General features: G+C 47.8%; 22 protein-coding genes. 14 read left to right on the top strand and 8 right to left on the bottom strand.

What is annotated here, in order from left to right:
• Positions 1–150: 150 nt before the first annotated feature.
• From ACQSGY_RS11115 to ACQSGY_RS11060, 12 genes are all read left to right on the top strand, one after another.
• Complete coding sequence (locus ACQSGY_RS11115) at positions 151–807, top strand: redox-sensing transcriptional repressor Rex (RefSeq protein WP_184187330.1); 657 nt, start codon at positions 151–153, stop codon at positions 805–807.
• Positions 791–2,098: an amidohydrolase gene (locus tag ACQSGY_RS11110; protein WP_427051940.1), complete on the top strand. Its 1,308-nt coding sequence runs from the start codon at positions 791–793 to the stop codon at positions 2,096–2,098. Before ACQSGY_RS11115 ends, ACQSGY_RS11110 begins: the two co-directional genes overlap by 17 nt.
• A 51-nt stretch (positions 2,099–2,149) precedes the next feature.
• Positions 2,150–2,680 carry a DUF5590 domain-containing protein gene (locus tag ACQSGY_RS11105; RefSeq protein WP_427051939.1) on the top strand — a complete coding sequence of 177 codons (531 nt, stop codon included), beginning with the start codon at positions 2,150–2,152 and terminating at the stop codon, positions 2,678–2,680.
• A 329-nt stretch (positions 2,681–3,009) separates the two neighbouring features.
• Positions 3,010–3,537 (top strand): hypothetical protein, encoded by a 528-nt coding sequence (locus ACQSGY_RS11100; RefSeq protein WP_427051938.1) that lies wholly within the window; start codon positions 3,010–3,012, stop codon positions 3,535–3,537.
• Positions 3,530–5,032, top strand: a complete 1,503-nt coding sequence (locus tag ACQSGY_RS11095; protein WP_427051937.1) for an AAA family ATPase — start codon at positions 3,530–3,532, stop codon at positions 5,030–5,032. Before ACQSGY_RS11100 ends, ACQSGY_RS11095 begins: the two co-directional genes overlap by 8 nt.
• A gap of 133 nt (positions 5,033–5,165) precedes the next feature.
• Entirely contained in the window at positions 5,166–6,038 is an 873-nt protein-coding gene (locus tag ACQSGY_RS11090; protein ID WP_145401188.1) for a 3-hydroxyacyl-CoA dehydrogenase family protein, read from the top strand.
• Positions 6,035–7,240 carry an acetate/propionate family kinase gene (locus tag ACQSGY_RS11085; protein WP_427051936.1) on the top strand — a complete coding sequence of 402 codons (1,206 nt, stop codon included), beginning with the start codon at positions 6,035–6,037 and terminating at the stop codon, positions 7,238–7,240. The genes ACQSGY_RS11090 and ACQSGY_RS11085 overlap by 4 nt, the downstream gene beginning before the upstream one ends.
• Positions 7,241–7,341: 101 nt before the next feature.
• Complete coding sequence (gene asnS, locus ACQSGY_RS11080) at positions 7,342–8,637, top strand: asparagine--tRNA ligase (protein WP_216514757.1); 1,296 nt, start codon at positions 7,342–7,344, stop codon at positions 8,635–8,637.
• Positions 8,637–9,362, top strand: a complete 726-nt coding sequence (locus ACQSGY_RS11075) for a DnaD domain protein (protein ID WP_427051935.1) — start codon at positions 8,637–8,639, stop codon at positions 9,360–9,362. The genes asnS and ACQSGY_RS11075 overlap by 1 nt, the downstream gene beginning before the upstream one ends.
• Before the next feature lie 243 nt (positions 9,363–9,605).
• Positions 9,606–10,106, top strand: a complete 501-nt coding sequence (locus ACQSGY_RS11070) for an RNA polymerase sigma factor (RefSeq protein ID WP_253299021.1) — start codon at positions 9,606–9,608, stop codon at positions 10,104–10,106.
• Positions 10,099–10,551, top strand: a complete 453-nt coding sequence (locus ACQSGY_RS11065) for a hypothetical protein (RefSeq protein ID WP_427051934.1) — start codon at positions 10,099–10,101, stop codon at positions 10,549–10,551. The genes ACQSGY_RS11070 and ACQSGY_RS11065 overlap by 8 nt, the downstream gene beginning before the upstream one ends.
• A gap of 30 nt (positions 10,552–10,581) precedes the next feature.
• The gene (locus ACQSGY_RS11060) at positions 10,582–11,868 is read left to right on the top strand and encodes a multi-tm2 domain protein (protein WP_427051933.1); all 1,287 of its coding nucleotides are present in this window, start codon (positions 10,582–10,584) and stop codon (positions 11,866–11,868) included.
• A 171-nt stretch (positions 11,869–12,039) separates the two neighbouring features.
• Here the strand turns inward: ACQSGY_RS11060 and ACQSGY_RS11055 are convergent, their stop codons facing one another.
• The 7 genes from ACQSGY_RS11055 to ACQSGY_RS11025 form a co-directional block, all read right to left on the bottom strand.
• Positions 12,040–12,693: a methylthioribulose 1-phosphate dehydratase gene (locus ACQSGY_RS11055; protein ID WP_427051932.1), complete on the bottom strand. Its 654-nt coding sequence runs from the start codon at positions 12,691–12,693 to the stop codon at positions 12,040–12,042.
• Positions 12,694–12,695: 2 nt separating this feature from the next.
• Positions 12,696–13,373, bottom strand: a complete 678-nt coding sequence (locus ACQSGY_RS11050; protein WP_427051931.1) for a 2-hydroxy-3-keto-5-methylthiopentenyl-1-phosphate phosphatase — start codon at positions 13,371–13,373, stop codon at positions 12,696–12,698.
• A gap of 8 nt (positions 13,374–13,381) precedes the next feature.
• A complete protein-coding gene (locus tag ACQSGY_RS11045) occupies positions 13,382–14,605 on the bottom strand; it encodes a 2,3-diketo-5-methylthiopentyl-1-phosphate enolase (protein ID WP_427051930.1) in 1,224 nt (407 codons plus the stop codon).
• Positions 14,598–15,464 (bottom strand): pyrroline-5-carboxylate reductase, encoded by an 867-nt coding sequence (proC, locus tag ACQSGY_RS11040; protein WP_184187363.1) that lies wholly within the window; start codon positions 15,462–15,464, stop codon positions 14,598–14,600. The genes ACQSGY_RS11045 and proC overlap by 8 nt, the downstream gene beginning before the upstream one ends.
• Before the next feature lie 36 nt (positions 15,465–15,500).
• Positions 15,501–16,748: a glutamate-5-semialdehyde dehydrogenase gene (locus tag ACQSGY_RS11035; protein WP_427051929.1), complete on the bottom strand. Its 1,248-nt coding sequence runs from the start codon at positions 16,746–16,748 to the stop codon at positions 15,501–15,503.
• 22 nt (positions 16,749–16,770) lie between these two features.
• Positions 16,771–17,874: a glutamate 5-kinase gene (proB, locus tag ACQSGY_RS11030; protein ID WP_184187369.1), complete on the bottom strand. Its 1,104-nt coding sequence runs from the start codon at positions 17,872–17,874 to the stop codon at positions 16,771–16,773.
• 382 nt (positions 17,875–18,256) lie between these two features.
• Complete coding sequence (locus ACQSGY_RS11025; RefSeq protein ID WP_427051928.1) at positions 18,257–19,465, bottom strand: pyridoxal phosphate-dependent aminotransferase; 1,209 nt, start codon at positions 19,463–19,465, stop codon at positions 18,257–18,259.
• Positions 19,466–19,800: 335 nt separating this feature from the next.
• On the opposite strand from ACQSGY_RS11025, the gene ACQSGY_RS11020 reads away from it, so the two are divergent.
• Together ACQSGY_RS11020 and ACQSGY_RS11015 are read left to right on the top strand one after the other, a co-directional pair.
• The gene (locus ACQSGY_RS11020; RefSeq protein ID WP_427051927.1) at positions 19,801–20,832 is read left to right on the top strand and encodes an ABC transporter substrate-binding protein; all 1,032 of its coding nucleotides are present in this window, start codon (positions 19,801–19,803) and stop codon (positions 20,830–20,832) included.
• A 68-nt stretch (positions 20,833–20,900) separates the two neighbouring features.
• A complete protein-coding gene (locus tag ACQSGY_RS11015; protein WP_427051926.1) occupies positions 20,901–21,737 on the top strand; it encodes a carbon-nitrogen family hydrolase in 837 nt (278 codons plus the stop codon).
• A gap of 933 nt (positions 21,738–22,670) precedes the next feature.
• Here ACQSGY_RS11015 and ACQSGY_RS11010 read toward each other — a convergent pair.
• The gene (locus tag ACQSGY_RS11010) at positions 22,671–23,603 is read right to left on the bottom strand and encodes a LysR family transcriptional regulator (RefSeq protein ID WP_111271355.1); all 933 of its coding nucleotides are present in this window, start codon (positions 23,601–23,603) and stop codon (positions 22,671–22,673) included.
• Between the last annotated feature and the right edge of the window lie 475 nt (positions 23,604–24,078).

Below are 24,078 nucleotides of genomic sequence, written 5' to 3'. Positions count from 1 at the left end.
TTATAAATTTAACTTGCGGGCATTCTGTATATATAAAAATACTGCAGCTATGCATAGGTAGATATACAGAATGCTCATCTTTTCAATATGTATTTTGATATCGCAGCATTATTTATTATTTTATCGTGGCAATGGTAAGGGGGAGCAAGAATGAAATCGGATAAAATTTCAGAAGCAGTAGTAAGACGTCTGCCTGTGTATTTGCGTTATTTGAATGAACTCGTGCAGCGTGAGGTGACAACGGTTTCCTCGCAGGAGCTTGGACAACGCCTTGACTTGAATCCGGCCCAGATTCGCAAGGATCTGGCTTATTTTGGTGATTTTGGCCGTAAAGGCATTGGATATGATGTTTCTTACTTGATTGAGAAGATTCGTCACATATTGAAAATAGACCAACAGATCAATGTGGCTCTGGTTGGAGCCGGTAATCTTGGACATGCGTTGTCGAATTATAATGCGTACCTCAAGGACAATATGAAGATTGTAGCTATCTTTGATGCATATGGTCCGAAGATTGGCAGCAAGATCAACAGTCTGACGGTCAAACCGATGGAAGAGCTGACCGAGGCGGTACAAAAAGATAACATCCGCATCGGCATCATCACGGTTCCTGATACAGAAGCGCAGAATGTCGCTGACCAGCTGATTGAATCGGGGATTGAGGCCATTCTGAACTTTGCACCAACCATTCTGAAAACACCTCCGCATGTACGTATCCATCATGCTGATTTTACAACAGATTTGCTGAGCCTGGCTTATTACTTGGAGAACGGAAAGGACGAGGAGCAAGATGACAACAACGAATAAATGGGTAATTCACAACGGGAAATTTGCTGTAAATGAAGGCTCCAACTGGACAGTAGTGCTAGGATATATGGTTGTTGAGGATGACAAGATTGTGCATATTGGTGAGACGCTGCCGGAAGGAAACGAGCATCTGACTAAAGTGGATGGAAAAGGGCTTCTCTTCCTGCCGGGTCTGATCAATACGCATGGTCATGCAGCGATGTCACTGCTTCGCGGCCATGGCGATGATCTGGCATTGCAGGTGTGGCTGCAGGAAAAAATGTGGCCTATGGAGGCCAAAATGACTTCCGAGGACGTGTATTGGGGAGCATCGCTTTCCGTGCTGGAGATGTTGAAAGGCGGCACAACAGCATTTCTGGATATGTACGATCATATGGATCAGGTCGCAAAAGTGGTGGAACAGTCCGGGGCAAGAGCTGCTCTTGCGCGTGGTGTAATCGGACTTTGTTCGGAAGAAGAGCAGATGCGCAAACTGGAAGAGTCTGCAGCATTTGCACGTGAGTGGAATGGACAGGCGGGTGGACGCATCACAACCGTAATTTCTCCGCACGCACCCTATACTTGTCCTCCAGACTACATAGAGAAGCTGGTACAGGTTGCACATGATCTGGACCTGCCGCTGCATACACACATGTCAGAAACCTTACGTGAAGTTGAGCAAAATGTAACAGATTATGGTCTGCGTCCAGTGGCACATCTGGAGAAACACGGCTTCTTCTCCCGCCCTTCGCTGGTAGCTCATGCGGTGCATCTGAACGATGAAGAGATCGAAATTTTGGGGCGTCATGATGTTGCCGTATCTCACAATCCGGGGAGTAATCTGAAGCTGGCCTCCGGGGTAGCGCGTGTTCCAGCGCTGTTAAAAGCCGGGGTGACGGTATCACTGGGGACAGATGGCCCTGCGAGTAATAACAATTTGGATATGTTTGAGGAAATGCGGCTTGCAGCCCTTATCCATAAAGGTGTATCTGGCGATCCGACAGCTGTACCTGCTGGTGAGGCGCTGCTGCTTGGAACAGGTTACGGTGCGAAGTCTATCTTTCTGAAGGATACAGGAGCGCTGCTAGTGGGAATGAAGGCTGATTTTATTGCATTAGATATTGAACAGGCTCATTTCTATCCGCATACCGATCTGATTTCACATACGATATATTCTGCTTCTGCGAAGGACGTGCAGCACGTCTGGGTTGACGGGAAGCAGGTAGTGAAGCATGGTGAATGTTTGACACTTGATGAAGAGCGTATTTTGCGAGAAGCTCAGCAGGCATTTGACCAGCTGCTTGCTCGTTAAGGAATAGACAGGCTGCAGTGTGCAGTTTTTCAAGGAAAGGAAGTTCAGCTCTTGAAGAAAAAAAAGAAGTGGATCTGGATATCGCTGCTCATCCTCGTTCTGGTTTTGTTTGGACTGCAGCAATATTATGTCTACGTTACACAGGATCAGCGCCAGGAGGAAGCACTGGCGATTCAGGCGGCGAAGGACCAGCTCGGCATCACATCACCGGATGAGCTGCGCAAATACGTCTGGGGCGAAAAAGAAGGCGATGACAACATCTATTGGACGATGACGGCCAAAAATAAAGACAACCAGGATATTATGGTATGGGTGAAGTTTGATGCGAACAATAAGCCTGTGCAAGGTACGGGCGGGGTTCACAGTGAGCTGCTGCAGAACGGGATGTCTGAGACACAAATTCGCAGTCGCTTCGAGTCGGACGTGCCTGGCGGCGAGATTAATCGGATCATGCCCGGAGTCGTAAATAATATTTACGTTTGGCAGGTATATTACAAAGCGGATACACACAATTATTATCGGTTTTACCGATTCAGCACCGGGGAGCAGGTAGATCTGGTGTATACAGTTCCTAACAGCTAGCCAAGAAACCGGCAGTCGATACATCGACTGAACCGGTTTTTTGGCATGTTCACGATAGTAAATGCTGTCAAAACAGCTTATGTTAAAGTTTAATAGAGTTATTGGAGTGGATTGTGTAAAATCTTTAGTTCAACTAATATAGTTAAATTTAATATTTTATTCATATTTTCACCTTCGATATTGTATATACGATGTGATATACTCAAATATGTACTGAAGTTAACAAATAACGCAAACAAATCTGCAACAGTTCTTGCAGATTTCAAGTACAGCTAACTATATATGCCTGTAGATCGTGTATAGGCTCATTTTTGGGAGGGGAAATTCAATTGAAGCTGAAAGTAATGCCTATTATTATTACTGCCGTTGTTTCTGCCGTCCTGTTGTTCGGAGGTTGGTTCATATATCGACAAGTTGCTGTACAAAGTCCGATTGAAAAGATGGTTACACAGTATGATGGTGTCAACAGTGCTCAGATAACTATTAACCGCAATGATGTGCAAATGAAACTTGATTTGAAACCTAATGTAGATTTAGGCAGACTCGTGCAATACCTTCATCGAGAAGGACAGAGCCTGATTGGTTCACGTGCACTTAAACTGGACGTCGTGGATCATTCGAATGAAGCTTTGGAGAGCTGGTGGGGCGATGCGATGTTTACAGTAGCTCAAGCGATGGAAAACAAACAATATGCAGAGATTACCCCTACGCTATCTAAGATGGCGACGGGTGGGATCAAAGTGAACACAGCAATGGATGACAACAATGTTTATGTAAGTCTGAGAGACGGAGATGCCAGCAAGTTTATTATTCTGCCGCGTGTACCCGGCCAGATAGGAGTGTGGCCTAATGCCTAAATGGACGAAAGAAGCAGCCATTGGATTTGTTCCTGTTTTGATTATTTTTCTTGCATTTGTCGGAGTGAATATTGTACCTATTCTTATGGCTGCAGCGCTGGTAGGTGGCTTGTTATTTATGATGCAGATGCGCGGAGGAATTACTGTGGGCGCAGCCCAGGAGCGTAAACGGAAGAAAAAAGGGCCATCCAAGCTGACCTTTGAGGAAATTGGAGGGCAAGATAGCGCCAAGCAGGAGCTAAGAGAAGCGTTGGATTTTCTCATTCGTCATGATGAGATACGAAAGTTCGGTATTCGTCCGCTTAAAGGCATTTTGCTTACAGGCCCTCCAGGAACGGGTAAAACGCTGATGGCCAAAGCGGCTGCACATTATACCGATTCCGTTTTTGTAGCTGCATCGGGTAGTGAATTTGTTGAGATGTATGTCGGTGTAGGTGCCAGTCGTATCCGGGATCTGTTTAAGGATGCCAGAGCGCGGGCGGCTAAGGAAAACAAGGAAAATGCAATTATTTTCATTGATGAGATTGATGTTATAGGCGGTAAACGTGAAGGCGGTCAGCAGCGTGAGTATGATCAGACATTAAACCAGCTGCTTACAGAGATGGACGGTATATATACCTCCGATACACCGCGGATATTGCTGATTGCAGCGACCAACCGCAAGGAAATGCTGGACAGTGCGCTGACCCGTCCTGGGCGCTTTGACCGCCACATCCAGGTTGATCTGCCGGACAAAAAAGGCAGAAAGCATATTCTGGAGCTGCATGCCGTGAACAAACCTTTAACACAGGACGTAAATCTGGAGAAGACTGCAGAAGAGTCCTATGGTTTTTCGGGTGCACAGCTGGAGAGTGTAATGAACGAGGCGGCAATATACGCGATGCGTGAGGGCCTGGCTACGATTGAGCAGCGTCATCTGTCGCTTGCGATTGATAAAGTGATGATGGGTGAGAAAACCGATCGTGAATCGAGCGTCGAAGAGAAAAAGAGGGTTGCGATTCACGAACTCGGCCATGCCATAATGGCAGAGCTTGTGCGCCCGGGAAGTGTTAGCCAGGTCGCTCTGAGTCCGCGTGGACAGGCTCTTGGCTATGTGCGTCACAATCCCCAACAGGAACAGTTTCTGTATACGAAGCGTTTTCTGGAGGAGCAGATTATGATTGCTCTTGCCGGTGCAGCTGCTGAAGAGATGTATTACGGCGGGCGTTCCACAGGTTCACGTAACGACTTTGAGCAGGCGACCAATGTTGTTCAGACGATGATGGCTTCCGGCTTGACCTCGCTCGGCATCGTAAACATGGATATGGTCACAACGGAAGAGCTGATGCGTGAGAATAAAGTGATCTTGCAGGAGCTGATGGAGCAGACCAAACGCCGGCTTGAGGAACAGCGGACAATTTTCGACAATTCGCTTGATATTCTGATGCGTGAGGAAGTTTTATCAGGAGAACAATTTCGTTGTCAATTTCGTGACAGCGCCCGTTTACCAGCATAATTTCTTTATGCTGGTTATTTTTTTTTACATTTCACTCGTGCTAAGATATTATTAGATGTTGGGTCGAAATTTGTAATTTTCGGCGAACAGGGTACAATAGAGAAATAGAGAACCGAAAGGATGGAGCAGAACCATGTTTTTCAAAAAAATAGGAGTTGTCGGCGGCGGCACGATGGGCCAAGGAATTTCCCAGATGCTTGCAGCCAAAGGACTTGATGTGCTTCTGGTGGAGCACACAACACAAAAGCTGGATCATGCGTACAATATGATCGAGACCAATCTGGATAAACAACTGGAGAAATGGGCGATTACGAAGGCAGAGAAGAAATTGATTCTCTCCCGGATTACCAAAGTAGGACATCTTGCTGAACTGGGCTCTTGTGATATGGTTATCGAAACCATTACAGAGGACCTGGAAGCAAAAAAGAAAGTCTTTCATCAATTGGATCAGGTTTGTCCAAGCAATGTAATTCTGGCAAGTAACACTTCCACGCTGAGTTTGACCGAGCTTGCAAGCTCGACCAAGTATCCTGAGCGTGTTATTGGTATGCACTTTATTCACCCGGTATCCCGGGTTGATCTTGTTGAGATTATTCGCGGACTCAAAACGTCTGATACAACTTTCGAAGAAACTCGTCGTTTCGTTGAAGAGGTTGTAGACAAAAAAGGCGTTATGATCTATGAATCCCCTGGTTTCGTTACTTCACGTCTGATCTGTCTGCTGATTAACGAGGCACTGCACGTTCTGCAAGAAGGTGTGGCTTCTGCAGAGGACATTGATGATGCAATGCGTATCGGATATAACTTCCAGCATGGCCCGCTTGAGATGGCTGACCGTTTTGGACTTGATTCCGTTGAGGCAGCACTTGAAAGAATGTTCCGTGAGTTCGGAGAATTGAAATACCGTCCTTCTACCGTTCTGAAAAAAATGGTGCGTGCAGGTCATCTGGGCGTGAAATCAGGAGAAGGATTCTTCAAGTACGACAAGGATGGTGACCGGCTGTGAAAGTACTCGTAATAAATGCGGGAAGTTCCTCGCTTAAATATCAATTGTATAACATGGAAGATGAATCTGTACTGGCGAAAGGTCTGGTGGAGCGGATTGGCATGGACTCCTCCATTCTGACGCATAAACCGACTGGCCGTGAGGAGATTACGGAAGTTAGCGAAATTCTGGAGCATACTACCGCAATTCGTAAAGTCATCGATATTCTGACGCACAAAGAGAATGGTGTACTGGATTCCGTTAGCGAAATTCAAGCAGTTGGACATCGTGTAGTACACGGTGGTGAAGCATTTAAAGCATCCGCACTGGTGGATGATGCAGCCAAAGCTGAGATTCGCCGTCTGTTCGACCTGGCTCCGCTTCATAACCCTGCAGCGATGATGGGTATCCGTGCGGCTGAATTGAACATGCCGGGTGTACCTCAGGTTATGGTGTTCGATACAGCGTTCCACCAAACGATGCCTGAGCATGCATACTTGTATGCTATCCCGCGTGTACTTTACAAAAAATATAAAGTACGTCGTTATGGCGCTCACGGTACTTCCCATGATTACGTAAGCAAAACAGCGGCAGAGTATCTTGACCGTCCGTTGGAAGACCTGAAAATTATCACTTGTCACGTGGGTAATGGCGGCAGTGTGACTGCAGTCAAAGGCGGCGTGTCGGTGGATACATCTATGGGTATGACTCCGCTCGAAGGTTTGATGATGGGAACACGCAGTGGTGACCTCGATCCGGCCATTGTGCCATATGTAATGAACAAGGAAGAGCTTAGCGTCAGCGAAGTGAACTCCATGCTTAATAAACACAGCGGACTTCTGGCCATCTCGGGCATCAGCAGTGATATGCGTGAAATTACAGAAGGCATGGAAAAGGGCGAGCCAAACTCTACACTTGCTTTCGAAATGTATGAATATCGTTTGCGTAAATACATCGGTTCTTATGCTGCGGCGATGAACGGTGTTGACGTGATCGTATTTACTGCCGGTGTAGGTGAAAACTCTGTTGTTCTGCGTCAGAAAGTATGTGAGCAATTGACATACCTTGGCGTTGAGCTGGATGAAGCACTCAATGCAATCCGTTCGGGTGAACCACGCCGCATCACAACTGAAAATTCCAAAGTTGACGTTCTGGTTGTGCCAACAAACGAAGAATTGGTTATTGCGCGTGATACGCACCGAATCGTATTGAATTCCAAGTAAACTAACTGTAAAGTAAATACAGAATGACAAGGAAGTGCAGAGGGCAGGGTTACACCTGTCCGCTGCATTTTCAAATTTATGGAACCAAGGGGAGATATGGCATGGATACGAATTGTGTAATTCGTAATGTGAATGAGCATGTGGGTGAAACGGTCACGATCGGTGCGTGGATTAACAACAAACGCTCCAGCGGTAAAATTCAGTTTTTGCAGCTGCGTGATGGTACTGGATATATTCAAGGGGTTGTAGTAAAGAGTGAAGTCAGCGAAGAGATCTGGAATGATGCCAAAAGTCTGACTCAGGAAAGCTCTGTCTATGTAACAGGAATCATTCGTGAAGAGCCGCGCAGTGCGTCTGGATATGAGATGACCGTTACAGGTGTGAAAATCATTCATCTGACGGAAAATTATCCGATTACACCGAAAGAGCACGGTGTTGATTTCTTGATGGACCACCGTCATCTGTGGCTTCGTTCTACGAAACAACGTGCGGTGATGGTTATTCGCGCCGAGATTATTCGTGCTGTTCAGCAGTTTTTTGATGGTAACGGCTTCACACAGGTTGACCCGCCAATCCTGACACCTTCTTCTGCGGAAGGAACAACAAACCTGTTCCACATTAAATATTTTGATGAGGACGCTTATCTTACACAAAGTGGGCAGCTGTATATGGAAGCTGCGGCAATGGCACTCGGCAAAGTTTATTCCTTTGGCCCAACGTTCCGTGCTGAGAAATCCAAAACTCGCCGTCACCTGATCGAATTCTGGATGATTGAGCCGGAGATGGCGTTTGTTGATCATGAAGAGAGCTTGCGTGTACAAGAGAAGTTCATTGCACATGTTGTGCAGTCTGTGGTAAAAAATTGCCGTGCAGAACTGGAGTCCATCGGACGTGACGTATCCAAGCTGGAAGGCATTACGGCTCCGTTCCCTCGTATTACGTATGACGAAGCGATTGAGTTCCTGAACGGGCAAGGCTTCGACATTCCTTGGGGTGAAGATTTCGGTGCACCGCATGAAACAGCGATTGCCGAGAAGTATAATACACCTGTATTCATTACCCATTATCCGGCAGGAATCAAAGCGTTTTATATGAAACCTGATCCGAATCGTCCTGAAGTTGTTCTTTGTGCAGATATGATTGCGCCCGAGGGCTATGGAGAGATCATTGGCGGATCACAACGGATTGATGATCCAGAGCTGATGCAGCAGCGTTTTGAAGAGCACAATCTCTCGGATGAAGCGTACCAGTGGTATCTGGATTTGCGTAAATACGGATCGGTTCCTCACTCCGGTTTCGGTCTGGGATTGGAGCGGACGGTAGCGTGGATCTGCGGACTCGATCATGTTCGTGAGACTATCGCATTCCCACGTATGCTCTACCGTCTGTACCCTTAATGTTTAACGGAAAAGAGCACATGGAGGACGGTGCCTCCAAAGCCTGGTTAAGCGGAGCAGCCTACGGGATGTCATCGGGTACTGCTCAATTGCCTTATGCGTTATTGCGTTTCTATCACCAGCTAGGTTTATCTGATTCTGAAGTGCTGCTGCTGATTCAGCTGCTCGGCTTCCGCCAGGCAGAATTCAATGAATTTCCTACGCTTGAAGAGCTTGCTGGACGCATGGGACTGGCTCCCGAAGGCATTGCGAGAATGCTGCAGCGTCTGATGAGGGATGGTTATATCACGATTGATGAGCAGCGGGATGAAGAGCGGGATATCCAGTATGAACGCTATGACCTGCATGGCTTGTTTGCAAAGCTTGCCATGTGTGCCGCGGATGATGCAGTGCATGCCCGGTCCGAACAGCTGAAAAGCAATGCTTTACGTCCTGATTCGAACACTGTTCAAAAAGATGAGGAAGAGCGGAATATGTTTTCTATTTTTGAAAAGGAATTTGCGCGGCCTCTCTCTCCGATGGAATGTGAAACGATATCCGGCTGGCTTGATCAGGATCGTTATCAGGAGGAGCTTATTCTGTTGGCTTTGAAGGAAGCGGTTTTTGCAGGCAAGGTGCATTTCCGTTACATTGACCGAATCTTGCTGGAGTGGAGCAGAAATCGTGTCAAAAATGTGCAGGATGCCAAAGCGTATACACAGCGTTTCCGTAACGGGGGACGTTAGTTTAATGGAGAAACAGGCCAGAGTTATTCTGAGCCTGTTTTTTTGGTGCAGCATTTCCGGATTATAAGTTAAATTAGACATGCCAATTCACTCTTTTTGGAACGTGGGTACAGAATCATAATAAATTTGATAAAATATGCAGGGGTCGGATGACATGTCGTCGTCTATTGAATTGGAGAGGAGGGGAGAGTTATTGACGAAGCGCTAATCATTGAACAAATCCGTCAAGGAGATGCATCCCAGATGCGTGTTCTGATCGATAAATACAGCCAGCATGTGTATCATGTTGCGTATTCCGTCTTACGTAATGATCAGGATGCCCAGGATGCCGCTCAGGAGGCGTTCATACAGATTTATAAATCTCTCCCCGATTATCGATCCGAAGGTTTCAAAACCTGGTTAACCCGAATCGCCTTTCATAAAGCCATTGATGCCAAACGCAAGCTTGGCAGAAGAAGTGCTGAAGATCTGGGTGGAGAAGACCGGGTAGTGAATTTGCCAGGGCGGGAGGAAGATGTCCTCACCCGTGTGATACGCAAAGAGCGACAGGATAAACTCCGTGAACGGATCGATCAGCTGCCGGCTCAGCATCGGGATATTATTACCGCATATTATCTGAGCGAGAAAAATTATGAGCAGATTGCTCATGAGGCCCAGGTGGCTGTGAAAACGGTAGAATCCAGACTATATCGGGCACGGCAATGGATTCGAAACCATTGGAAGGAGGAGGAGTGGCGTGAGTAAAAAAGAGATGTATACCGCCCAGCAGTGGGTGGACTATATTGAAGGCCGAGTTAGCAGCAATCAGGCCATGCGGATGGAGCAGCTTCTGTTGAACGAACCGGATGCGATGGATGCGTACCTTAGAGCGTTAGACATGGATCAGACTTATCCTGAGTTGTCCCATCCGATTGAATTTACAAATACCGTGATGGAACGAATTGAACGTTTGCCAACCATGGGCAGCATGCGTCAATCTCGTGGCGGACGTACTCGCCGCTGGTTTGAGCAACGTGCATTTCATTACGCCGTGGCCGCCTGCCTGACATTGATCTTTCTCTCTTCCGGATTGTTTGACAAAGTTGCCCCTTATCATAAATTCCAGGAAGGTGAAACTGCAGGTTCGTTCACAGAGAAATGGACCGAGGCAGCTACTTCGTGGCTCGATAATTTCAAACCCAAGCCTTGAATGGCTGGGTAAGGCCTGATAAAGAAAGGAATGACGACTGTGCATCCAGATCGAAATAAATTACTTGCATTTTTATTAAACCTGTTCCCCGGATTGGGATTTTTGTACTGGCGTCGCAAGGTGCGGGCTGTTGTCTATCCCCTGTTATTTTTCGGCACGGGCATCGGTTTTTTGATGCTATCCTGGCTCACGGGTGAAAGAGATTTAATTGCTTTTGGATTGCTGGCTGTGCTTTTTGTTTGGGCATTGAATATGCTGGACATGATCATTGTGCTGCTCTCCGCACCTACAGCTAGTGAAAGGTATTACTACGGGCAAGGTTATAATGCGCCTTATGGTAGTGCTGCTGCTCCTAATGAGAACCATATACATCATCAGAATGTAGACGGTGTCCCCCCTGAGCATGCTGCATTTCCAGGCGAGGGTTATGCTCAGTCTCAGCCCATGTACCAGAAAGGCAGCGAAGGGGAAAGATTTTTTACCATTTTGCTTTCATTTGTTCCGGGTCTTGGACATTTGCATCTCGGATTACTTCACCGGGGATTGTCCTTCCTGATGGCGTTTTTCGGTTCCTTTGCGATGATGGTTTTTGTCTCCGCCATTACAAATGAATCTGTGTTTTTGATGTTTTTGCTCGTTCTTCCTGTGATCTGGGTATACTGCATGTTTGATGCAGTTCAGCATGTTCATCGCAAGCAGGCAGGTGAAGTGCTACAGGACAGAACCTTGTTTGAAGAACTGGAGACAGGCAGAATTATGGGGCGGCGCAGTAAAGTGCTGGCGACATTGCTCTCTGCTTTTCCAGGAGCAGGACATATGTATCTCGGTTTGCAAAAAAGAGGACTGCAGCTGATGTTTTTGTTTCTGGGAAGCATCTACATTCTCGACCTGCTTCGCTTATCTGTATTCCTGTTTATGATTCCGCTGATCTGGTTCTACAGCTTCTTCGACGGGCTTCAATGCTCCAGCCGTTACGGACGTGAGCCGCTCACGGATGAGCCGATCTTCAAGGATTGGGTGCGGCATCAGCGTTTAATCGGCTTTGGCATCGCCGGCCTTGGGCTGTACTATCTAACGATTCGGTTGATTATTCCGCAGCTGAACGAGCTGTTCCCGGATATGTTCCTGAGTTATGAGATTCGATCCCATTTGAACACGGTCATTGTTTCCTTATTGCTTATCTTTGGTGGTTTGAAGCTGTTATTTGGCAAACAGAAGGAGTCTGCAGCGATTTCCGGTCATTCCATCACCAATCAGACCAAAGATGATGAACTGGAAAGCCTCTTTTTGTTCAAGGATAAGGATGATCGGCAATAACGGTTCAAAGATATATAATTTTGGATTACGAGCAAAATGCTAATAAAAAAACACACCAAGGCCATGAAACGCCGTTGGTGTGTTTTTGGTGATTCTGTTATTTTTGTAATAAGTGAAACAGATACATTAAAGAGCAGGCTATCCGATAGCTTTATATCTGCTGCACGTTTGTTACTTGGATGCACCTCTCAGCAGCAGCTGACGATACATCACTTCAAACAAAAATTCAAAGGCTTCCAGATGACGCTTCGCTTCAAAAGCATCCTTGCCCCATGCATAGATGCCGTGATTACGCAGCAAAATTCCAGGAACATTGGCATCCAGCACACCTGGAACAAGCTCGGCGATCGAAGGGATATGAGCAAAGTTCGGCAGCACGGGCACACGAATCTCTGCATTTTCTTCCCAAATGTTAAAGGCTTTGATCAATTCGATGCCCTGAATCGGTACGTGGCCTTGATCACTGAAAAATTCACTGATCAGGTTGTTAAATACCGTATGCACATGGAATACAGCTCCGCAGCCAGTCAAACGATAGATTTCACAGTGGATTAGCGTTTCGGCGCTTGGCTTCAGCGTTGTCGTTTCAATTGCTTTGCCTTGCTTGTCAACAAAAAGGAAATCCTCCGGCGTGCGGAGTGACTTATCCTTGCCTGAAGCAGTAACCGCAAAATAAAATTGCTCAGGGTCAAACTCACCCACTCGCATCGACAGATTGCCGCTTGTGCCCGGAAACCAGTTCCGGCTTGCGAATAGTGCTTTGACATCAGCCAGTTCTTCAAGAACCTGGCGTTTATGTTCCAGTGTAATCTTTTCAAAACCCATATTTACAGCACTCCTTGTGATTGCTTCTGCTTCATATCTTCGATGATGTCATAGAAGGTTGTAAAAGGCACATGATCCACACCAAGCTCCACGCATTTATCTGTCAGGATGGAGCGGGAGTAGACCAGATCAGCGATTTTAGCCCCTTCAAAGTCGGTCAGACTGTCTCCGATCAGAATCCGGTTATAATCATCTGCCGGGAACGAACGGATCACGGTTGTTTTGCACATCCCGCAGCCATTCTCACACGGAGGCTGACAGGGATGCGGCCATTCAATACGAATTCTATCGCCTGAGAAATCTGCACCATTGCAATACACACGATCCTGCGGAATATTGAACGGTGCGAGCAGCGGCTCGATGAAAAAGTCCATGCCGCCACTGGTTACATTGAATTCAATGCCTTCGCTGCGAACGTACTCCAGAAATGCTGGGAAGCCTTCACGAATGCCTGCTTGTCCAAGCACAAACTCGACAATCTCGTCTTTTTGAGAGGAGGGCAGGAGATCAAACATCGCTCCAACGCCTTCCCGCAGAGATACCTTTTGTTCAATCGTGTCTTTCATGATCGCTTCAATGCCTTCTGGCTTGAAATGCTTCATAATGGCAACGATGTTGTCCGAGAGGGTGATTGTTCCGTCAAAATCACAAAATATCGCTGTTTTTTTATTACTATTCATCTCACGGTTCATCGCTCGCCACCCCATAAATCCAGCGCGCTTTTCAATTCCGGGTGCTCTGCAGCATGCTCTGCCAGCGGAATGGAACGTCCCGCAGCCTCAATTGCCTGCAAGAAAGCTCGTCCACCTGCTTCGGTTCCCATTGGATGTCCGTGAATTCCGCCGCCAGCATTGACGATCACATCCTTGCCGAAGTCTCTCAGAATCATCGGCACGAGTCCCGGGTGGATTCCGGCTGAAGGTACAGGCATACTTGGTCTTACCGGCAGCTCCGGTGTTAACAATTGCTCGGTGATCGCCATGTTTTCTTCCTTAGGCATCGTAACAGAGCCATATGGTGAAGGGAAGAGCACAAGATCGGCCCCGGCCAGACGCATTAACTGTCCCAGCACGACAGATGCGGAAATACCATAATGCGGGGATGGATACAGCGCACCGGCAAGTGCAGGGTGAGCCATGATGGGCACGTTGATATCGGGGTCACTGCTTAATTCATGCAGCACATCGTAACCATAGGACAATACGTTGAATAACAGCGCGTTTGCTCCTGCGCCAATGGCACGCTCTGCCTGCTGCTTCAAGCGTGAAGTAGGTCCGGTCAGATTGGCGGCATACAACAGTTTTTTTCCTGTCTCCTGTCGTGCCTGCTCGGCTGCCTTCATGCAGACCTCAACTCTTTTTTCAATCGGAGTGAGCTTGTTCTCAAACAGAATTTCGTCATCCTTGATAAGGTCAACGCCGCCAAGGGCTTGGCGGATAAACTGTTCCCGCAGTTCATCGGCATTCAGTCCGATGACGGATTTGAAAATACTCATGAGCAGCGGCCGATCATACACACCCAGCAGGTCACGTACACCGTTTAGGCCAAACTTGGGTCCCGGGAAAGCTTTAAGGAAGTTGTCGGAGAAGCCAAGCTGCAGCAGCTTGATGCGTCCGTCCATCGAGATTTTACCAAAGACGGTCACAAGCAGGGCGGGAATATCACGGCTGAAGTTAATATCCGGGTATCCAATCGTAATATCTGCATAACGCTCACCTGGAGCCATGTCTGCGGCTTCATGTACTTCAACCTTGAGCACTTCGCCCAAATGCTTCTGCATCGCTTCACGTTGGGCCTGAGGCAGCTCGGTCCAGCTGCCAACGGTCATACCGATGGCGATGGACTGGGCTTTTTTGTGGAAATCAGCTTGATCATCATGCAGACGATAGGTGGCCGTACACATATTATTCATGGTTTAAATCTCCTTCCAACGCAGCTCCCATCTCACGTGAACGTTCGGCACAACGTCCCACGGCTGCGATGACATTTTCAAAGAAGTCTCCTTCATCCAGCGTTTTCAGTGCGGCCTGTGTTGCACCTCCTGGCGAGGTAACATCACTGCGCAGCTTCATTGGTTCGAGACCAGTCTGCTGTACCATCCGCGCTGCGCCCAGCACGGTCTGAACTGTGAGATCCCGAGACTGCTGGCTGGATAAACCACCGCGGATTCCCGCAGCAATCATAGCTTCCATGAGATAGTATACGTAAGCAGGTCCGCTGCCGGAAATCCCGGTAAGCACTTCAAGTTTGTCCTCCGGCACAATCGTTACAATGCCTACAGCTTCGAAAAGTGTCATCACCGTACTGCGCTGTTCATCGGTAATCTCTGCAGAGAAAGCAAGCCCGGTTGCACCAAGTCCGATGGTGCTGGAGGTGTTAGGCATCGTTCTGGCTATAGGCTGCTTGCGACCAAGCAGTGTCTGCATTGTACGAATCGACAGCCCCGCAATAACGGATACGATCAGCTGATTCGGTGATAACAAGGGGCCTAATTCACGCAGCGCTGCCGCGGCGTCTTTGGGTTTCATACACAGCACAATTACCGGGGAAGAGGCAAGAAGGTCCAGTGATTGCGAGGCTGTTCCGGTATGCACGGCGTACCTTGTGCTCAGCTCCTCCTGACGTTTGAGATTGCTGCGATTCAGCATCGTAATATCCTGAGGACGAACGACAAGACGGGAAATGAGTCCACGAACGATGGCTTCGGCCATGGCGCCTGCTCCGTGGAAAGTAATTTTTTGTTGTAGTAAGGTCTGCTGCTCTTGGCTCATAATTATCGTTCCTCCTATATAACTGCTACTTCATTATTATTGACGAATCTGACCATTGCCTGTGATCCGGTATTTGCTGGAGGTCAAGGCTGGCAACCCCATCGGACCACGTGCATGCAGCTTCTGGGTGCTGATTCCGATCTCTGCACCGTAACCGAATTCGAAGCCGTCGGTAAAACGGGTGGAAGCATTATGATAAACAGCCGCTGCATCGACTTCATGCATAAAACGTTCCGCGTGAGCCGTATCCCGGGTGACGATACATTCGGAATGTTTGGTTCCATATTGTGCAATATGCTGCAATGCTTCGTCCAGGCTGCTTACAATGCGGATGTTCAAAATATAATCATTATACTCTGTTGCGTAATCCTCTTCTGTTGCTTCCTGCACTGTTGGAACAAGGCGGCGTACATTGTCGCAGCCCTTCAGAGCAACATTTGCTTCACGGAAACGCTCAGCCAGAGCAGGCAGATGTTTTTCGGCATAATTGGCATGCAGCAGCAGGGTTTCCATGGAATTGCATACGGATGGTCGCTGTGCCTTGGCATTAATTGCTATGTCTGCAGCCATCACTTCATCAGCGGATTCATCGACATACGTATGGCAGATGCCGGCGCCTGTTTCAATCACAGGTACAGTTGCATTAGCAACGACGGTTCGAATGAGCGAAGCACCCCCGCGTGGAATGATGACATCCAGCAGGCCATTCAGCTTGAGCATCTCATCAACGGAAGAACGGTCTGCGTCTTCGACGAGCTGCAGCGCTTCTGCTGGCATTGCAGATGTTGCGAGTGCCTGATGCAGCACCTCAACGATTTTGCGATTGGAGGAAAGGGCAGAGGAGCCGCCGCGCAGCAGCACCGCGTTTCCTGTTTTGAGGCATAACCCTGCTGCATCCACGGTCACGTTAGGACGCGCTTCATAGATAATGCCAATCAGACCGATCGGAACCCGGAGCTTCTCGATATGAAGACCGTTTGGACGGGTAAAGGTTTCAAGCACCTCACCGACCGGGTCAGGCAGCTCAGCGATCTGACGCAGTCCTTCGGCTATACCTGCAATCCGCTCTTTGTTCAATGCCAGGCGATCCAGCATGGACTCAGGCGTGCCTTGTTCTCTGCCGCGATCCAGATCCTCGGAATTGGCAGCAATGATCTCTTCGGATTGTGCAATCAAGGCGTCAGCCATGATGCGCAGTGCAGCATTTTTTTGCTCAGTCGTCAGCCGATTCAGCGTGGATACGGCAGATTTGGCTTTGCTTGCTTTTTCACGAACTTCACTCATCTTACATTCCTCCTCAGGAGTTTTATTTTAATGTAATCCATTCATCACGATGAATGACTTCAAGTCTGTGTATGCTGTTCAGGTGTTTCATTACCTCGCCGCTAGGCATTCCTGCAATCTGACGAAGCTGATCATCATCGTAATTGACGATACCCCGTCCCAGAAGTGAATCATCCGGTCCGAGCACCTCCACGACATCACCCGCGTGGAACGTGCCCTCAACTCGTTTGACCCCTACGGGAAGCAGGCTGTGCCCGCCATGTACTAGCGCTTCCTCGGCACCATGATCGACCACGACTGTACCAAGCGGTGTGGACATAAAGCCCAGCCATTGTTTTTTACGGGAGAGCGAAGCTAGCTTGGTCTCGAAATAGGTACCTTTACCCGTTCCATCTACTGCCAGCTGCATATCTCCAGGCTCTTTCACACTTCCAACAAAAACAGGTACACCTCCGCGTGTAGCGACCTTGGCCGCATCAACTTTGGAGCGCATGCCGCCCGTTCCCACGGTTGATCCCGAGCCGCCAGCGTAGGCGTATATCTCGGCTGTGATCTCGGGGATGCGGTCATAACGAGTTGCTGCCGGATCTTTGCGCGGATCAGCGGTATACAGTCCGTTGGTATCCGTCACAATGATAAGATGCTGAGCTTTGACCAGATTGGCAACCAGTGCAGAGAGCAGGTCATTATCCCCGAATTTCAGCTCGTCAACAGATACTGTATCATTTTCGTTAAAAATCGGAATGACACCTTGTTTGAGCAGCTCCTCTACCGTCATACCGGCATTTCCCATACGTTTACGGCTGTGAAAGTCGGTACGGGTCAATAAAATTTGCGCTGTAGTAACGCGGTGCGCTGCAAAAGCCTGTTGATATGCCTGCATCAGCAAAGCTTGCCCTACAGCCGCCGCTGCTTGTTTCTCATGTAACAGTTTGGGACGCTGGGGATATCCAATCTCCCGAAATCCGGCAGCAACTGCTCCAGAGGTGACAAGCAAAACTTCGTGACCCTGTGCTGCAAGAGAGGCAATCTCGTCTGCAAAAAAAGATATGGCACGGCGATCCAGACCGCCTTCCTCTGTGGTTAATGAGCTGCTCCCGATTTTAACGACAATACGTGAAGTCATGGTTTCACTTCCTTAAACATAATTAATCAGTGATGGTGAGCAGCCTGTTCAGGTACAAAAAAAACTCTCGTCCTTTGGTTAAAAAGGACGAAAGTTCGTTACTTCCGCGGTACCACCTTTATTGATGATCAGATCATCCGGCTTCATGCCCTGTAACAGAAGGCACTGTCCTGTGTGCAACAGGCCGCTCAGGGGTAGGTTTCGGAAAGAAGCTGCGGTAAATTCTCTCAACCGAATGGAATTTACTCTCTGTGCACAGCCGGTTCTCTCTTACTGGTCCCGTCATCACGTTTCGTTCTAACTATTTCTTATAACATACCATGGAAAGTTGGCATATGCAAAGGGATTGTAGCCATGTACTTTTGCAAAACGAACGATACCTTTAATTGAAGAGCTGCAGTCTGCCAATTCGCTCTGCGGCCTCCTGCAATCGCTGCTCATCACTCAGAAGACCTATGCGTACATAGCCTTCCCCGTGGGAACCAAAGCCGATGCCTGGCGCAACAGCCACTTTTGCCTCTCTTAGCAGAATGTTAGCAAATTCAGCAGAGCTGTAAGCGCCGGATACAGGCAGCCAGCCGAAAAAAGAACCTTGTGGTTTCGGAGCCTGCCAGCCGATGGAGGAGAGGGCTTCATAAAACGCATCACGGCGGGATGCATACTTGGCTACGAGCGAAGTAACACAATCCTGCGGACCTGTGAGGGCTTCGGCCGCCGCAGCCTGAATGCCGCCAAACAGGCTGACATAAATATGATCCTGCAGCAAATTGATTTTAGAGATGATCTCCGCATTACCCAGCGCAAATCCAACACGCCATCCAGCCATGTTGTACGTTTTGGATAACGTATAAAACTCGATCCCCACTTCTTTTGCTCCCGGAGCCTGCAAGAAGCTCACCGGGCGATGGCCGTCGTAACCGATAGCGCCATATGCAAAATCACTAGCCACCACAATCTGATTTTGTATTGCAAATTCAACGGTATCCTCATAGAAGGATAACGGAGCCGCAGCCGAGGTTGGATTGTTCGGATAGTTCAGAAACATCAGCTTGGCTTTCTGCCTGTCATCTGCGGAAATTGCCTCGTAATCGGGCAGAAACCCGTTGCCTTCCAATAACGGCATAAAGCTCATACGTGCCTGCGCGATTGCAACGCCCGACCAGTAATCCGGGTACCCCGGATCTGGAACAAGGCATACGTCACCCGGATTCAACAATATTTGTGGTAATTGGACGAGTCCGGTTTTGCCGCCAAAAAGAATAGCCACTTCGGTTTCGGGGTCAAGATCGACATTATAGTCTTCCTTATATCGCTTGGCGACAGCTTCCTTGAGAAAGGCGTATCCGCGAAACGGGGAGTATTTGTGATACAGCGGATTCTCAGCCGACTCTTGTAAGGAACGGATAATATGCGGCGGTGTAGGGGTGTCAGGGTTGCCCTGGCCCAGATTGATAACATCATGACCGTCTGCGATCTCACGATTAACGTTTTGCACGAGCGTTGCAAAAAATTGCGTGGGCAGCTGAGACAGCATATCAGCAGATGGAATGGGAAAAGCAGAACGTGAAGAAGTATAGTCAGCATTGGTCATCGTATTTATCACTCCGAAGGTTCATTTATAGCCAAACGTTTTTATTAATTTATCACGTCAATCCCGAGCTGTATAGGGGGAGATGACAGTAACCTTTAACTCATTTGCATCGTTGGAAGATCGAATGCAAATTCTTGGTGATATGTTAGATATAAAGCAAGAGGCCGAGGAATGGATTACAGGGAATAAAACAGCAACATCGGAAATGTGGAAGCATGAATGCATGAAATCCAGAGTGATAATATTTCTCAAAAACAGAATCCAGATTAGTCAGCACCATTCAGTATATAGATGCACATTATGCCGATGAAATCTCTGTGCAAAAGCTTGCAAGTATGGCTAGTATTCGGCCAGCCTTATACACAACAATGTTCAGGGAGCGAACGGGACACAAACCGCTTGACTATATCAATCTTGTTCGTATTCAGCATGCGAAGGAATGGCTGCGCAAGACAGATGCACCTTTACGTGATATTGCGGGCTTTGTCGGATTTAAAGATGAGTATTATTTTAGCAGACGTTTTCGCCAGATCACCGGATTATCCCCCAGGCAGTATGACAGGTCAATCCAACAGCAGACGCTGGTAAAGGATTGGCTGGGACATGACGTACAAATTCCTGCAAATCCAGAGAGAGTTCTCTTTTTTGGTCATACGGCCGGAGATTTGCGAGTATTAGGCATCCCCTTACTAGGGGAACATGCGGATGATCCAGTGGCTCATATGAATGTCGAAACGGCTCGCCTTTTAAAGCCAGACCTGATTATTATGGATAGCGAAGATGAGGAGCAGTATGAGCAATTTTCACGCATTGCGCCTACACTGGCTTACAACTCCCATGCGTCTCTCCACGAACGTTTGAGCAGAGCAGGGAGCTGGTTTGGCAGACAGAACAAGGCTAAACGATGGTTAAGTTCGTATGAGAAACAACTTGTGCAAATGTGGGAGAAAATTAGCAAAGCAATATCACGCGGCGAAACAGCTTCTGTACCGACATATCATCGCAGAGTACGACTGTTTGTGATGGGGAACATCGGAATTGCGCCACTATTGTATCATCCGCTTGGCTTCAGGCCGGTGTGCAAGGTGCAGGAAGCTCTTGCGGCAGGCAGAGCATATAAAGAAATTTCAGCTGATGAGGTTCACGAATATGCGGGAGACTACCTTTTCCTCATGTTACCTCAGGAGCCGGCTGCACGACATGCCACAGAGAGGCTGCTGCAAAGTCCAGAGTGGAGAAATCTTGCGGCTGTAGAACAGGGACGTGTTTATCCATTAGAGGAGCTGGTCTGGAATTCAGGTGATGCACAGACATGTGAGCAGCTGCTGGAAAAATTACCTGATTTGTTAGACAGCCATTTGCAGTAATACAGTTGCGGAGTTTCTCGGGATCAGGCTATGATATCAAGTATTACGTTTTGGAGGAGTGTTGGGGGATGACTGAACAACAAGGGGAATTACGGGTGGCATTGATCCAGGGGGATATTAAGCTGGGGGACCCGGAAGCAAACCATGCTCACATGCAGATGCTGCTGGAACGTGCAGTAGAACAATATCCGGATTTGAAGCTGGCCGTGCTTCCCGAGATGTGGAACACAGGATATGCTTTGACGCAAATTCATGAGCTTGCTGACCCGGAGGGACAAACGTCAAGAGCATGGCTGTCGGCTTTTGCCAAGCAGCATGGGCTTTCGATTGTGGGTGGCTCCATTGCCGAAAAGCGTGACGGGCAAATATATAATACGATGTATGCCTATAATGAAGCAGGGGAAGAAGTATCACGTTACGATAAACTTCATCTGTTCCGGTTGATGGATGAGGAAAAATATTTGGAACCAGGCGCTCAGCCTGAATTGTTCGAGCTGGGCAGCGGTCTGACCGCAGGGGCATCGATCTGTTACGATATACGTTTTCCCGAATTAGCCCGGACGCTGGCTCTGAACGGTGCTCGTGCTTTAATTGTGCCAGCCGAATGGCCGAATCCCCGTCTGCATCACTGGCGCACATTGCTGACGGCGAGAGCAATTGAGAATCAGATGTATGTCATTGCATGTAATCGTGTGGGCAAAGGGGGAGACACTGAATTTTTTGGTCACTCCCTGATCATCGATCCGTGGGGTGAGATTGTAGCTGAAGGCGGTGAAGGGGAAGAGATCGTAACAGGTGTGATTCGCCCTGCTTTGGTTGATGAAGTTCGTGGACGCATTCCCGTGTTTGAGGACCGCAGACCAGGTATATATTTTGGCAGGAAAGAGTCGGAAACGCTGGGGTGAAGAAAACAGTGGAGCGCAAGGAGTAAAGGTAAGGAAGGTAAGGTGGAGTAGAGTGATGTGAAGTGGAGTAAAGAAAAGTAAACTGAAATGAAGTGAAGTAAATTGAAGTGAAGGAAAGGAAAGGTAGAGGGACGCGAACAAAGTATAAAGTAAGCTGAACAACGGAAAAGCAGATGGAGGAAAGGAAAAACAAATATAAGCAATGGAAACCAACGGTGGACAACGAAAAGAAGGGGGAGCAACGGGAAAATGGTGAAAATTGAAAGGTAAGGCGAAGGAACGGGGAAGGTTAAGGTCGCAAGAATTCTAACGAATCCTCAGGATGCTATTTAACGTAAAATCACCAATTTGTAATTCTAACGAATCACAGAGACGTTATTTCCAGGTTTTAGACATGAATTGAGGGGATTTTGCCCTCTTCAGTTGAAATAACGTTCTATAGATTCGTTAGAAATTAAAAGTGGTGTAAAATGCGTAAATAAGGTCTGTGGGAATCGTTAGCGCTCGGCATCAGGCTCTGGAGCAGTTTCGCTCGCAATTGCATGAAAAATGCGTACTGAATCTGCGCTGAATGCATGCAAAATATATACTGGATCCATACTGAATGCATGCAATATACATACTGGATTCATGCTGGATGCACGCAAATTGCATACTGAATTCACGCTGAATGCAGACAAAATACCTGCTGAACGTGCATAAATGCCTGCTGTTGCGTGCAAATTTTCAGTATGAGCATTTCACGTCCTTCTCCATCCCTTTTACTTCAGCTTCTGCTCCAATAAGTGGCTCAACATATGAACACAGATGACCACCAACACATGATAACCAACAGATGGACGTCTTATATGTGACGACTTCGCGTGAGTTCGGTTATATTCCGGCAGCGAGCAGGTTCACCGCGGACTGTAGTCGACTTGGACTGCCAGCACTTTAACCTGACAAGTTATCGGATTTGGACAGCGCTGCGACCGTTTGCTGAAAGGTTTGAATAAAGGCTTCTGCTGCTTTGGAGAGCACTCGCCCCTGGCGATAAGCGACAACTAGAGTACGGCTAGGCGTCGGCTCAGCAAGGGGCACATACACCGGCACGAATTCACTGCGCGGAGCACGGGCGATAAAGCGGGGAACCAAAGTGATGCCCATGCCCGTTGCGACCAGCGATTGCAGTGTTTCAATATTGGTGCTCTCAAACACCACCTGTGGATCAAAGCCAGCCTGTTCGCACAGGTCAAAGGTAAGTTTGCGAAAGCCCTGTCCTTTTTTTAATACAACAAAGGGCTCTTCCCGCAGCTCATCGATTCGCACAGGCTGTGGATGATCCGGGTCTCCTCGATGCGCCAGGCGATGATTCGGAGGTACTGCCAGATCAATGCGTTCTTCACCAATCGTAACATAAGACAAGCTGGGCTCCTGCAAAGGCAAGGAGAGCAGACTGAGGTCCGCTTTGCCGCTGGCCGTCAGCTTTTCGAGTGCAAGACCGGAGTCCTCCAGCAAAGTGACTTCTATATCAGGATACGCCAGTTGAAAAGCAGGAAGCACATGCGGAAGCAGATGTGAGCCGGTGATTGGCATGCTGCCAACGACAACCTTTCCTTTGCGAAGCTGCGAAATATCCGACATTTCCTGGCGCAGCAGCTCCACAGCATCCACAATTTTCTGAGCCTGCTCTACAAAGGTAACTCCCGCATGAGTCAGCTCAACCGTACTGGTATTGCGCTGAAATAGCAGAACCCCTAGCTCCTTCTCCAGCTTGGACAGCTGCTGGCTCAAGGAAGGCTGGGCAATATGTAATTTCTCTGCTGCTCGTGAAAAGTTGCGTTCGGCAGCAATCTGCAATGTATATTGAAGTTGTCTGAATTCCATAATTGATGTCATTCCTTTCATTGATGTCGCTATTATATCATTAAAAGGCTAAAAATTCGTTATGACTAAAAGGCCGGAAACTTGTCATGACTAAAACGCCAAAATTCGTTATCACTACAGTGTAAAAACCCGTTATCACCAGAACAGCTGCATTCGTCATGGATCAGGGCCGCATTCGTTAATAGCGATAACAAAAACCGAGTACGTTATGGCCCGGCAAAAATAAAAATCGCCTACAGCATTGACAGAAGCAGAACATCAACGTAGTATAAGTTTTATATGATAATGATAATTGTTATCAATTGAGACTGCTGTAATAAACAGCGGTTTATTGTTGTTTCCCTCATTATAGGTTTAACCTATAACATCTATAGATATTATATCTTGGAACAATGAAGGACAGGGTGATATATTAATGTCATTCAAGAGCTTCACTTTTACACGCAAACGCAAGAGGCTCTTCCAAGGACCGAAC

Source organism: Paenibacillus sp. TC-CSREp1, from assembly GCF_050171015.1.
Lineage (GTDB): Bacteria > Bacillota > Bacilli > Paenibacillales > Paenibacillaceae > Paenibacillus > Paenibacillus silvae.
Note: the sequence above shows the minus strand (reverse complement) of the source record. Positions and strands in the feature narration are given on the sequence as shown.

Excerpts from the sequence above, each read along its gene's own strand:
- proC (WP_184187363.1), bottom strand. The coding sequence starts at position 15,464 with ATGAGCCAAGAGCAGCAGACCTTACTACAACAAAAAATTACTTTCCAC.
- ACQSGY_RS11020 (WP_427051927.1), top strand. The coding sequence starts at position 19,801 with ATGGCTAGTATTCGGCCAGCCTTATACACAACAATGTTCAGGGAGCGA.
- ACQSGY_RS11010 (WP_111271355.1), bottom strand. The coding sequence starts at position 23,603 with ATGGAATTCAGACAACTTCAATATACATTGCAGATTGCTGCCGAACGC.
- ACQSGY_RS11055 (WP_427051932.1), bottom strand. The coding sequence starts at position 12,693 with ATGGGTTTTGAAAAGATTACACTGGAACATAAACGCCAGGTTCTTGAA.
- ACQSGY_RS11090 (WP_145401188.1), top strand. The coding sequence starts at position 5,166 with ATGTTTTTCAAAAAAATAGGAGTTGTCGGCGGCGGCACGATGGGCCAA.
- ACQSGY_RS11025 (WP_427051928.1), bottom strand. The coding sequence starts at position 19,465 with ATGACCAATGCTGACTATACTTCTTCACGTTCTGCTTTTCCCATTCCA.
- ACQSGY_RS11045 (WP_427051930.1), bottom strand. The coding sequence starts at position 14,605 with ATGAATAATATGTGTACGGCCACCTATCGTCTGCATGATGATCAAGCT.
- ACQSGY_RS11060 (WP_427051933.1), top strand. The coding sequence starts at position 10,582 with ATGACGACTGTGCATCCAGATCGAAATAAATTACTTGCATTTTTATTA.
- ACQSGY_RS11110 (WP_427051940.1), top strand. The coding sequence starts at position 791 with ATGACAACAACGAATAAATGGGTAATTCACAACGGGAAATTTGCTGTA.
- ACQSGY_RS11015 (WP_427051926.1), top strand. The coding sequence starts at position 20,901 with ATGACTGAACAACAAGGGGAATTACGGGTGGCATTGATCCAGGGGGAT.
- ACQSGY_RS11035 (WP_427051929.1), bottom strand. The coding sequence starts at position 16,748 with ATGAGTGAAGTTCGTGAAAAAGCAAGCAAAGCCAAATCTGCCGTATCC.
- ACQSGY_RS11070 (WP_253299021.1), top strand. The coding sequence starts at position 9,606 with ATGCGTGTTCTGATCGATAAATACAGCCAGCATGTGTATCATGTTGCG.
- ACQSGY_RS11115 (WP_184187330.1), top strand. The coding sequence starts at position 151 with ATGAAATCGGATAAAATTTCAGAAGCAGTAGTAAGACGTCTGCCTGTG.
- proB (WP_184187369.1), bottom strand. The coding sequence starts at position 17,874 with ATGACTTCACGTATTGTCGTTAAAATCGGGAGCAGCTCATTAACCACA.
- ACQSGY_RS11050 (WP_427051931.1), bottom strand. The coding sequence starts at position 13,373 with ATGAATAGTAATAAAAAAACAGCGATATTTTGTGATTTTGACGGAACA.
- ACQSGY_RS11095 (WP_427051937.1), top strand. The coding sequence starts at position 3,530 with ATGCCTAAATGGACGAAAGAAGCAGCCATTGGATTTGTTCCTGTTTTG.
- ACQSGY_RS11075 (WP_427051935.1), top strand. The coding sequence starts at position 8,637 with ATGTTTAACGGAAAAGAGCACATGGAGGACGGTGCCTCCAAAGCCTGG.
- asnS (WP_216514757.1), top strand. The coding sequence starts at position 7,342 with ATGGATACGAATTGTGTAATTCGTAATGTGAATGAGCATGTGGGTGAA.